At 68.0% G+C, this 10,746-nt stretch carries 11 protein-coding genes; 6 read left to right on the top strand and 5 right to left on the bottom strand.

Features of this window, described 5'->3' with window-relative positions; all coding sequences use genetic code 11:
• Nucleotides 1–2 precede the first annotated feature (2 nt).
• The 4 genes from WKW80_RS09560 to WKW80_RS09545 all read left to right on the top strand — a co-directional run bounded on the left by WKW80_RS09560 (nt 3) and on the right by WKW80_RS09545 (nt 5,024).
• On the top strand, nt 3–1,541 hold the full coding sequence (locus tag WKW80_RS09560; RefSeq protein ID WP_422822885.1) for an ATP-dependent acyl-CoA ligase: 1,539 nt from the start codon (nt 3–5) through the stop codon (nt 1,539–1,541).
• Nucleotides 1,538–2,317, top strand: coding sequence for an SDR family NAD(P)-dependent oxidoreductase (locus WKW80_RS09555; protein WP_340363331.1), 780 nt, complete (start codon nt 1,538–1,540; stop codon nt 2,315–2,317). Before WKW80_RS09560 ends, WKW80_RS09555 begins: the two co-directional genes overlap by 4 nt.
• A 105-nt stretch (nt 2,318–2,422) precedes the next feature.
• Entirely contained in the window at nt 2,423–3,628 is a 1,206-nt protein-coding gene (locus WKW80_RS09550; protein WP_340363330.1) for a M20 aminoacylase family protein, read from the top strand.
• A gap of 58 nt (nt 3,629–3,686) precedes the next feature.
• Nucleotides 3,687–5,024, top strand: coding sequence for an MFS transporter (locus WKW80_RS09545; protein ID WP_340363329.1), 1,338 nt, complete (start codon nt 3,687–3,689; stop codon nt 5,022–5,024).
• Here WKW80_RS09545 and WKW80_RS09540 read toward each other — a convergent pair.
• On the bottom strand, nt 4,966–6,225 hold the full coding sequence (locus WKW80_RS09540) for a YbfB/YjiJ family MFS transporter (RefSeq protein WP_340363328.1): 1,260 nt from the start codon (nt 6,223–6,225) through the stop codon (nt 4,966–4,968). The two genes, WKW80_RS09545 and WKW80_RS09540, sit on opposite strands and share 59 nt — an antisense overlap.
• 99 nt (nt 6,226–6,324) lie before the next feature.
• Between WKW80_RS09540 and WKW80_RS09535 the strand changes: the two genes are divergently transcribed.
• Nucleotides 6,325–7,257, top strand: a complete 933-nt coding sequence (locus WKW80_RS09535) for a LysR family transcriptional regulator (RefSeq protein WP_340363327.1) — start codon at nt 6,325–6,327, stop codon at nt 7,255–7,257.
• A gap of 16 nt (nt 7,258–7,273) precedes the next feature.
• Here WKW80_RS09535 and WKW80_RS09530 read toward each other — a convergent pair whose 3' ends face one another.
• Nucleotides 7,274–7,678, bottom strand: coding sequence for a hypothetical protein (locus tag WKW80_RS09530; protein ID WP_340363326.1), 405 nt, complete (start codon nt 7,676–7,678; stop codon nt 7,274–7,276).
• 54 nt (nt 7,679–7,732) lie between these two features.
• Between WKW80_RS09530 and WKW80_RS09525 the strand changes: the two genes are divergently transcribed.
• Nucleotides 7,733–8,086, top strand: coding sequence for a DOPA 4,5-dioxygenase family protein (locus tag WKW80_RS09525; protein ID WP_340363325.1), 354 nt, complete (start codon nt 7,733–7,735; stop codon nt 8,084–8,086).
• A 42-nt stretch (nt 8,087–8,128) separates the two neighbouring features.
• On the opposite strand, the gene WKW80_RS09520 is transcribed toward WKW80_RS09525, so the two are convergent.
• The 3 genes from WKW80_RS09520 to WKW80_RS09510 are packed head-to-tail and all read right to left on the bottom strand — an operon-like array spanning nt 8,129 to nt 10,646.
• Nucleotides 8,129–8,563 (bottom strand): RNA-binding S4 domain-containing protein, encoded by a 435-nt coding sequence (locus tag WKW80_RS09520; protein ID WP_340363324.1) that lies wholly within the window; start codon nt 8,561–8,563, stop codon nt 8,129–8,131.
• The gene (locus WKW80_RS09515; protein WP_340363323.1) at nt 8,563–9,969 is read right to left on the bottom strand and encodes a sensor histidine kinase; all 1,407 of its coding nucleotides are present in this window, start codon (nt 9,967–9,969) and stop codon (nt 8,563–8,565) included. Before WKW80_RS09515 ends, WKW80_RS09520 begins: the two co-directional genes overlap by 1 nt.
• Nucleotides 9,966–10,646 carry a response regulator gene (locus tag WKW80_RS09510; RefSeq protein ID WP_340363322.1) on the bottom strand — a complete coding sequence of 227 codons (681 nt, stop codon included), beginning with the start codon at nt 10,644–10,646 and terminating at the stop codon, nt 9,966–9,968. Before WKW80_RS09510 ends, WKW80_RS09515 begins: the two co-directional genes overlap by 4 nt.
• Between the last annotated feature and the right edge of the window lie 100 nt (nt 10,647–10,746).

Raw genomic sequence — 10,746 nt, 5'->3', positions numbered from 1 at the left:
CGATGCTCCAGCGCCAGCGCGCGAACTTCGGCGACAAGCCGTTGCTTTCGATCGCCGGCACACGCTGGACGCATGCGCAGGCCGCCGACATCGTTGCCCGGCGTGCCGGCGCACTGCAGCGCGCGGGCGTGCAGCGCGGCGACCGCGTGGCGCTCATGTGCGGCAATCGCGTCGAATGCCTCGAAGTGTTCCTGGCCTGCGGCTGGCTCGGCGCCGTGTCTGTGCCGATCAACACCGCATCGATGGGGCCGCAGATCCAGTACTTCCTGGCCAACAGCGGCGCGCGCCTGCTGGTCATCGAAGATGCGCTGGCCGAGCGGCTGCAAACGGCAGATCTTTCGCAGACCGCGCTTGCCGCAGTCTGGATCGTCGGCGAGAAGGCTGCCGACGGATCGAGCATCGGCGGCGTGACGAGAGTCCGCATGCCCGCCCCCGGCGATGCAGCCGAGGCGGCGGACGTGCAGCCGGGCGACACGCTCGCCATCCTCTACACCTCCGGCACCACCGGCCCGGCCAAGGGCGTGATCTGCCCGCATGCGCAGTTCCATTGGTGGGGCGCGAACACCGCGCGCATCCTTGGTCTGAGCGACCGAGACGTGTTGTGCACCACGCTGCCGCTGTTTCACATCAATGCCCTGAACACCTTCGCGCAAGCCGCGCTCACGGGCGCCGAAGTGGTCTTCGCACCGCGCTTCTCGGCCTCCGGCTTCTGGCCCGCCATGCAAGCCTGTGGCGCCACGGTGGTGTACCTGCTCGGCGCGATGGTGCCGATCCTGCTGGCGCAGCCCGAAGGCGAGGGTGAGCGCGCGCATCGCGTGCGCGTCGGCCTCGGCCCCGGCGTGCCCGCACAGGCGGGTGCGGACTTCCGCCGACGCACGGGCGTGCAACTGCTCGAAGGCTACGGCTCGACCGAAACCAACTTCGTCATCGCCACGCGGCCCGATGCGCAGCGCACCGGCGTCATGGGCTGGCTGCAGCCTGGCTTCGAGGCGCGCGTGGCCGATACCGCCGATGCCGCATTGCCCGATGGCGAGGCCGGCGAGTTGCTGCTGCGTGCCGACGAGCCGTACGCGTTCGCCACCGGCTACTTCAACATGCCCGACAAGACGGTGGAGGCATGGCGCAATCTCTGGTTTCATACCGGCGACCGCGTGGTGCGCGAGCCCGATGGCGCGTTCCGATTCATCGACCGCATGAAGGATGCGATCCGCCGCCGCGGCGAGAACATCTCGTCGTACGAAGTGGAGCAGGTGCTGCTGAGCCATCCCGCGGTCGCGACCGTGGCGGTCTACCCCGTGCAGTCCGAACTGGCCGAAGACGAAGTCATGGCCTCGCTGATCGCGCAACCCGGCAGCCACCTCGACGTTGCTGAACTCGCCACGTTCTGCGAAAGCCGCCTCCCATACTTCGCGATCCCACGCTATATCGACATCGTCGACAACCTCCCGCGCACCGAGAACGGCAAGGTCCAGAAATTCAAGCTGCGCGAGCGCGGCGTCACCGCGACCACATGGGATCGCGCCCCCACAACAAAGAAATGACAACCACGCAATCACTCGACAACCGTCACGCCGTCGTCACCGGCGCGGCGCGCGGCATCGGCGCTGAAATCGCACGCACGCTGGCCGCTGATGGCGCAAGGCTCACCTTGCTCGGCCGGCAGCGTGAAAGCCTGCAACGCCTGGCCGACGAACTGCCCGGCGGCGGGCACTTCATCGCGGTGGCCGACGTGGCCGACCAGGCCTCGGTCGCCGCTGCATTTGCCGACGCGCGCGCGGCGCTCGGCCCCGTCTCCATCCTGGTCAACAACGCCGGCCAGGCCGAGAGCGCGCCTTTCCACAAGACTTCGCTCGAACTCTGGCAGCGCATGCTCGCGGTCAACCTCACCGGCAGCTTCCTGTGCGCGCAGGCTGCATTGCCCGACATGCTGCAGGCGGGCTGGGGCCGCATCGTCAACATCGCCAGCACGGCGGGCCAGCGGGGGTACGCCTACGTCAGCGCCTACACGGCGGCCAAGCACGGCGTGGTCGGGCTCACGCGTTCGCTTGCGCTCGAAGTGGCGCGCAAGGGCATCACGGTCAACGCCGTCTGCCCCGGCTACACCGACACCGACATCCTGCGCGACAGCGTCGCCAACGTGGTCGCCAAGACCGGGCGCAGCGCCGACGAAGCACTGGCCGAATTCGCATCGGTCAATCCGCAGCAACGCATCGTGCAGCCGGCCGAGGTGGCGAATGCGGTGCGTTGGCTCTGCGGTGATGCGGCGGCATCGGTTACCGGCCAGTCGATATCCGTTTCGGGCGGCGAAGTGATGTAGACGAGGCCGCGAATTGAAAGCGCTGTCGGAAGTGGCTAGGCTCCTGAAACGGGCGCGAGCCGAGAATCCGGCCATTGCGACCTGTCCTCTTGAAGGGAGACCATCTTGAGCACCGAAGCCACTCTGCAAGCACTGCGCCCCCATGCCGAGGAATTCATCCGCATCCGGCGCGACATCCACCACCACCCCGAGCTCTCCTTCAAGGAACAGCGCACCAGCGACCTGGTGGCCGAGCGCCTTCAGGAATGGGGATACAGCGTCGAGCGTGGCCTGGGCGGCACCGGGCTGGTCGGCCAGTTGCGCCGCGGCAGCGGCACACGCTCGGTGGGGCTGCGCGCCGACATGGATGCGTTGCCGATCCAGGAAGAAACCGGCCTGAAGTACGCAAGCCGCAACGCCGGCGTGATGCATGCCTGCGGCCACGACGGGCACACCGCCATGCTGCTCGGCGCCGCCAGGTCGCTGGCCGAGCGCAGCAGCTTTTCGGGCACGCTCAACCTGATCTTCCAGCCGGCCGAGGAATACGGCACGCGGGAGAGCGGCGCCATGCGCATGATCGAGGACGGCCTGTTCGACAAATATCCATGCGATGCGATCTTCGCGATGCACAACATGCCCGGCTTCCCGCAAGGGCGCCTGGTGTTCCGTGACGGACCGATGATGGCCTCGTCCGACAAGGTCTACATCACCCTGAGGGGGGTCGGCGGCCACGGCGCCATGCCGCACCGCGCGGTCGACCCGGTGGTGGCGGCCGCCAGCCTGGTGATGGCCCTGCAGACCGTGGTGTCGCGCAATGTCGACCCGCAACAGACCGCGGTTGTCACGGTGGGCGTGCTGCAGGCCGGCCGCGCCAACAACGTGATCCCGCAAAGCGCGCGCCTCGAATTGAGCGTGCGTGCGCTGGAGCAGAGCGTGCGGGACCTGCTGCAGAAACGCATCACCGAACTCGCCCATGCCCAGGCGCAAGGCTACGGCGTCACGGCCGAGGTGGATTACCGGCGCGGCTACTCGGCGCTGGTCAACACCACGGCTGAAACGGATTTCGCAAGACGTGTCGGCGTCGAACTCGTGGGGGCCGACCAGGTCACGCTGCAGGGCCCGGCGCTGACCGGCAGCGAGGACTTCGCCTTCATGCTCGAACATCGCCCCGGCTGCTATCTCATGATCGGCAATGGCGACGGCGACAGTGCCGGCGCCTGCATGGTGCACAACCCCGGCTTCGACTTCAACGACGACAACATCGTGATCGGCGCGGCCTACTGGACCCGGCTGGCGGAGCGCTACCTGAGCGACGCGCCACTGGCCGCCTGAACCCCATCCACCCCACGCCCGGGAGGGCAGCGTCCGCCAAGAAAGGAAAGAGGGCCATATGAGCAGCACACCCCGCCAGCGTGGAGCGCGCCTTCAGCATGCCGCCACGGATCAATACAGTGGCGGCGCGGCCCCACGCACCGAGCGCGTCTCGCGCAGCATCGTGGCGGCCACCGTGGCAGGCAACGCGATGGAGTTCTACGACTTCACCACCTACGCCTTCTTTGCCGTCTACATCGGCAAGACCTTCTTCCCGGCGTCCACGCCCTTGATGAGCCTGCTGCTGTCGGTGGCGGTCTTCGGCGTCGGCTTTGTCACGCGGCCTATCGGCGGCGTGCTGATCGGCGCCTTTGCCGACCGCGCCGGCCGCAAGCCGGCCATGCTGCTGACCATCGCGCTCATCACGGTGGGCACGCTGGGCCTCGCGTTGACGCCGTCCTATGCCAGCATCGGCATGGCAGCGCCGTTCATCGTGGTGCTGTGCCGCCTGGTGCAGGGCCTCGCGCTCGGTGGCGAGGTCGGCCCTTCCACGGCCTTCCTGATCGAGATCGCGCCCAGCGGCCAGCGCGGCCTGTACGGCAGTTGGCAACTTGCGAGCCAGGGCGTCGCGGCGCTGGTGGCCGGACTCATCGGCGTGCTGCTGACGGTCTCCCTGACGCCCGAGGAGATGCTGGCCTGGGGCTGGCGCGTGCCATTCATCCTGGGGCTGGCGCTGATCCCGATCGCCATCTACCTGCGCCGGCGCATGCCCGAGACGCTGGAGGATGGCCCCAAGCCCACCGTTGGCGAGTCGAAGCCCGCAGGCATTGGCAAGCACACCCGGATCATCGTGCTGTGCGTGCTGGTGGTGATGGGCGGCACTGTGTCCACCTATGTGGGCAACTACATGACGACCTACGCAATCTCGACGCTGAAGCTGTCGCCCGTCATCGGGATGACCGCGACGGTCGTCTTCGGCCTGGCGACATTGATCTTCGCATTGGTCGGCGGCTGGCTTTGCGACCGCTACGGCCGCAAGTCGATCATGGTGATCCCGCGCGTGCTGCTGGCGCTGCTGACCTATCCGGCCTTCATGCTGTTGATCGAGCACACCAGCTTCACCAACCTGCTGATCGTGACCACGCTGCTCGGAGGCCTGACGGCCATCAGCGGAGCGGCCTCGATCGTGACCATTCCCGAACTCCTGCCGAGCCATGTCCGCGCGCTGGGCATGTCGATCGCCTACGCAGTGGGCGTCTCGGTGTTCGGCGGCACCACCCAGTTCATCATCACCTGGCTGATCGGCGCCACCGGCAATCCGGCAGCACCGGCCTGGTACGTGACCGGCACCAGCGTGATCACGGTGCTGGCGATGCTGGCTTTGCCAGAGACTGGCCGCAAGGCGCTGGAGCGCTGAGGGCCTTGCGCGAAGTGCGGCCCGAAGCGAAGTCGAGGCCTAGCGCGAGCACCATCGCCACCGCGCCGAGCTCGAACAGAAGCCCGTAGTCGTTGCCGCTGGCGAACAGCAGGTACGACATGCCGTAGGCCGACAGGGCCTGCAGCAAGGCGAAGCAGGTCGTGGCCTTGCTCCAGGCGGCCTTCTGCGCGGCAGGATGGTGGGCGAGCAGTTCCTGGATTCGGCCCAGCACCAGCGGCACGATGCCCGGCGTGAAGGCGCCCATCACGACGCTCGAGACGATGAGCCACGGCGTTCCGGTCGTGAACACGGGGATCGCCAGGGCCGCCGCCTGCAGGACGAACGCAATGCGCAACGCCGCCTGGAAGCCGATCCGGTCCGCCAGATGGCCACCGAGGATCGGACCGGCCACCGCACCCAGGCCGAACGCCACCCAGTACTGCGAGCCGACCGCCAAGCCTCGCCCCAGCCCGCTTGCAATGAATACGACGAGAAAGATCATGTGTGGCACCAGCCCGATCGCGTCGAGCGCGTATTCGGCATAGAGGAAGCGAAGCTGCCGCGTCGGCAAGGCCGGGTGCGTCGCGCGATGGAAGGGCGCGGCGCTCGGCGCCGACGCCGGCCAACCGTGCCAGGCGACGCCCGTCAGCAGCAGCGCAAGCACGCCGAGGCCCAGCCACGCCTGCGTCAGACCTTCGGCCAGCAGCAAGGGCACCAGCGTGCCGGACGCCGCGACGCCGAGCCCCACGCCCATGAAGATCGCGCCGCCTGCAATGCCGCGCCGGGAGGGCGCGATGTGCGGCAGGACGGTCGGCGCGGCCAGCACCATCACCGCGCCGCCGGTGACGCCGGACACGAAGCGCCAGCAGAAGAACCAGTAGAAGCTGGAAGGCCAGGCGCACGCGAAGAGCGCGACCGTCGTCAGCAGCATCATGGCCCGCAAGACGGATCGCCCCGGAAAGCGTGCCGCCAGAGGCGCCGCGATCAACGCGCCCGCAACGTAGCCCGCAAGATTTGCCGCACCCAGATACGCGGCCGCGGAGGCGCTGAACCAATGTGCCGCGATGATCGCGGGCAGCAGCGGCGTGTAGGCGAACCGCGCAAGCCCGAGGCCGACCAACGTGGCGCAAAGGCCCGACAGCGTGGCGCGCCAGGGCACCACGTCGGCGGTTCGGATGGGAGGGGGCGCTGCGGCGGACATCAGGGGCTCCTTGGGCTGTGGACTCCATGGTAGAAATTGCCGCCTCGCGTTGGAATGCCCGTGCTCCGGCATTCAGTGTTCCGCGGGCGGGAAGGATCGATGGATCGAATCGACGCAATGAAGGTGTTCGTGGCCGCGCTCGACGAGGGCAGCCTGGCCGGCGCGGGCCGCAAGCTCGGCAAGTCCCCGGCCGCCGTCAGCCGCGCCATCGCCTTCCTCGAAGCGCACGTCGGCACCGGCCTGCTGCACCGGACGACGCGTTCGATCAAGCTGAGCGAAGCCGGCGAGCGCTATGCCGTCGCCTGTCGCCGCGTGCTGATCGATCTGGAAGAGGCCGAAATGACAGCCGCCGGCGAGCACGCGGAACCGCGCGGCATGCTCACGATCACCGCGCCTGTTGCCGCCGGCGAAGACCTGGTGCGGCCGATCGTCGATGCATTCATGGACGCATGGCCGGCCGTCTCGGTCCGCCTTCATCTGCTCGATCGACCTGCCAACCTGATCGACGAAGGCATCGACGTCGCATTGCGCATCGCGCACCTTGCGGATTCGACGCTCGTCGCGATCCGCGTGGGAGAAGTGCGGCGGGTGGTTGCCGCGTCGCCGCGCTATCTTTCGCGGCACCCGCCGATCACGGAGCCTGCAGATCTGGCGATGCACCAGATCATTGCGATGACCCACTTCGGCATCGACTCATGGAGCTTTCCGGCGGTCGAGGGCGCATCGATGCCGCGCACCGTTCAATTCACGCCGCGTTTCGTCGTCAACGGCATTCGCGGGGCGGTGGCCTCGGCGGTGCAGGGCCGCGGCGTGGTTCGCCTGTTCTCGTATCACGTCGCCGCGCAGGTTGCGGCGAAGGAACTGGAGATGGTGCTCGTCGGCGACGAGCCGCCGCCGTTGCCCGTGCACCTCGTGTCGCCGCTCGGCCGCCTTGCCGTTCCGAAAGTGCGCGCGTTCGCCGACTTCGCGGTGCCCCGCCTGCGCGCCGGCTTTTCCCGCTGGGCCCGTGAGGCCGGCCCTGCGCACCGCTGACCGAGCGCTGCGTTACCTAGCCGGCAATCCGTGCCCATATCGCCCGCAGTCGCCGGGCGCGGTCTTCGAACAGATACGAACCCGCCAACGCGAGCACACCCGAGATGATGCCCGTGACCACAGCCTCGAGACGGAAGGTGCCGTAGTGGTTCTCGTGCGCGAAGCTGTCGCCGACCATCGTCAGGAGGCCGACCAGCAGTGCGTTGCCGTATCGGTTCGCGTAGAGCTTCGCGGCGGGCGTGAACGTCAGGAGCACGGCGAGGATCCCGGTGAACAGGCCGGTCTGCAGCGCGAGCGTCCAGTGCGGGACGCTCAGGACATTCCAGAGGCTTCCCGGCATGCAGGTCATGCAGGCGCTGGTGGGCTGCCAGAAGCGCTGGGCGAACAGGATCAGGCGGCGTTTCCAGGGGGTTGGATTCATGAATATCCCTTCCGGGGAGCCATTGTGAATGCAAGGCGCCTAGACTCCGCAAGCATGAATCCGCTGAATCCTTCGACCATCGAGAGCTGGCACGCCCATGTGTATTTCGACGGGTCGACGCGCGCGGCCGCGTGGGCGCTGCGCGAGACCATCGAAACGGAATTGGCCGGGCGCATGCAGATGGGCCGGTTTCACGAGAAGCCGGTGGGGCCGCATCCGATGTGGAGTTACCAGTTGGCCATCCCCGCGGCCGACTTCCCGCACGTGTTCGGCTGGCTCGCACTCAACCACGGCGCTCTGGACGTGTTCGTTCACCCGAACACCGGCGACGAGCTTCGCGACCATCGGGACTGCGCGACCTGGCTGGGGAAGTCCTACACGTTGAACCTTGCGATCTTTACGGGCTGAACGGATCGGGCAGCGGTCGATGCAGCGACCAGGCGAGATCGCTTAACCATCGTCGTCCTTGTCGTCCTCGATGCTCGCGCTCCAGCGCGTGCCCCAGCCGCTGCCCTTGGCATCGTCGAGTTGCCGCCGGTCGCGCTTGGTCGGCCGCCCTTGTTCGAGGCTGTGCGCGGGCTCGGTGCCCATGCGCCGCAACTCGCGCGCCGCGGCCTGGGCAGCGATGCTCTCCGGCGTTTCCTCGTAAAGCTCTTGCGCAACCGGCGCCGGGCCGCGCAGCCCGCTCAGGCCGAGCACGTTCACCACCCGCGTGATGGAACCCTGCCGCAGCGTGACCAGGTCGCCGACCTTCACCTCGCGCGAGGCCTTGGCGATGTCGCCATTGACCTGCACGCGGTGCTTGCCGATCTCGTCCGCGGCCAGCGAGCGCGTCTTGTAGAAACGCGCTGCCCAAAGCCATTTGTCGATGCGAAGTCGGTCCATCAGGACGGATTGTCCAGCGGAAGCCATACCGTTGCCGTCAATCCCACGATCACGCCATTCATTTCCCTGTTGTCGAGCGCAATGCGGCCCTCCAGCGCCAGCACGATCTCGCGGCAGATGGCCAGTCCGAGCCCGGAGCCTCGCGTCACGTCGCCGGCGGCAAAGGGCGCGAACAGGCGCTGGCGCAAATCGGCCGAGATGCCCGGGCCGGCGTCCTGCACCGACAGGCGCGCGCCGCCGTCTTCGGGCCGCAGCGCGACCAGCAGCCGCCCGCCGCGCGGACTGTGCTTGATGGCGTTGTGCAGCAGGTTGCGCGTAAGTTCCTGCAGCATCCAGCGGTGCGCGCGCACCGGCGACGGCGCTTCGTCGAACTCGAAATCCAGCGCCTTGTCGGCGATCAGCGGCGACACGTCCAGCGCGACTTCGCGCGCCATGTCGGCCCAGTCGATACGCGTCGACTCCGGCTGCTGCCGCAACTGCTCGACCTTGGCGAGCGAGAGCATCTGGTTGGCCAGCGCGGTCGCGCGCTCGACCGTCTCGTTGATCTCGCGCAAGGCCTCTTCGGGCGGCATGTCGCCACGGCGTGCCGATTGCACCTGCGCCTTGAGCACCGCGAGCGGCGTGCGCAGTTGATGCGCGCTGTCGCGCACGAAGCGCTTCTGGTGGTCGAGCAGGCGCTGCAGCCGGCCCATGACCTCGGTGGTGGCATCGACCAGCGGGCGCAATTCGCGCGGGGCATCGGGCGCGTCGATGGGCGACAGGTCGCTTTCGGAGCGCGCCGCCAGTTCGGCGCTGAGCCGGCGCACCGGGCGCGTTGCGCGCTGCACCACCAGCACCACCACGGCCGCGATCACCGCCATCAACAGCAACTGCCGCCAGAGCGTGTCGACCAGGATGCGCCGTGCGAGTGTGCGGCGAAGCTCCAGCGTTTCAGCGACCTGCACCACGGCCATGCCGCGGCCGCGTTCGGTGGCCACGGGCTGCAGCAGCACGGCCACGCGCACGGCTTCGTCGTGGACCGTTGCATCGTAGAAATCCACGAGCGCCGCATAGGCCGGGCGGCTGGGGATCTGGCCATGCCAGAACGGTAGTTCGTCGAAGCCCGACACGATCGCGCCGGACAGGTGCGATACGCGGTAGAAGATGCGGCTCTGGTTGTCGGCCTCGAAGGCTTCGAGCGCGGAGTAGGGCACCTTCGCGCGCAACTCGGCGTTCTCGTCGTAGCCCTCCACGTCGAGCTGCTCGCCGATGGTCTTGGCCGACGCCAGCAGCGTGCGGTCGTAGGCCAGCGTGGCGGCGGCAAGGCTTTGCGCGTAGAGGCTGACCGAGTTGATGATGACGAACAGCCCGATCGGCGCAAGGATGCCGATCAGCAGCGTCCGGCGCAACGAGGCGGCTTGCTTCATCCTTCCTCGCGCAGCAGATAGCCGAGTCCGCGCAAGGTCATCAGCGCCGTGCCGGTGCCGGCGAGCTTCTTGCGCAAGCGGTAGACCACGACTTCGATGGCCTCGTACTGCACCTCGGTCTCGCCGGGGAACACCAATTCGAACAGGCGCTCCTTCGTCACCGCATGGCCGGGCTTCGCCATCAATGCGGTGAGCAGCGCCAGCTCGCGCGGTGTGAGCTCCAGCACCTCGCCGCGGTGGTAGATGGCGCCGCTGTCCGCTTCGAAGCGCAGCGCGCCCACCTGTTGCGGCCGGGCCGCATGGTCGGTGTCCGCGCCGTGGTGGCGGCGCCGCAGGGCGCGCAATCGCGCCTCCAGTTCGTCCAGGTCGAAAGGCTTGGGAAGGTAGTCGTCGGCACCGGCGTTGAGGCCCATGATGCGGTCGCCCACGGTGCCGCGCGCGGTCAGCAGGAGCACGGGGGTGCGCAGCCCGGCGGCGCGCGCCTGCGCCAGCACTTGCAGGCCGTCGAGGTGCGGCAGGCTCAGGTCGAGCGCGACCACGTCGGGCTCCAGATCGCGCCACTGCGCAACGGCCAGCGCGCCGTCGCCGCACACGCGCACGTCGATGCGGCGCCGGCCCAGCGCTCGCTGCAGCGTTATCTGCATCGACGGATCGTCTTCGACAAGCAGGAGTTTCATCAGCCTTGAAGCGGCAGTTGAATGCGCCCGAGTGCATAGCGCCTCTTACCCAAGAGGTGAAGTTGATCGAAGTCCAGAGTGTCAAGGTTCATGTGATCTG

Source organism: Variovorax humicola, from assembly GCF_037889915.1.
In the GTDB taxonomy this organism is placed as follows: domain Bacteria; phylum Pseudomonadota; class Gammaproteobacteria; order Burkholderiales; family Burkholderiaceae_C; genus Variovorax; species Variovorax humicola.
Note: the sequence above shows the minus strand (reverse complement) of the source record. Positions and strands in the feature narration are given on the sequence as shown.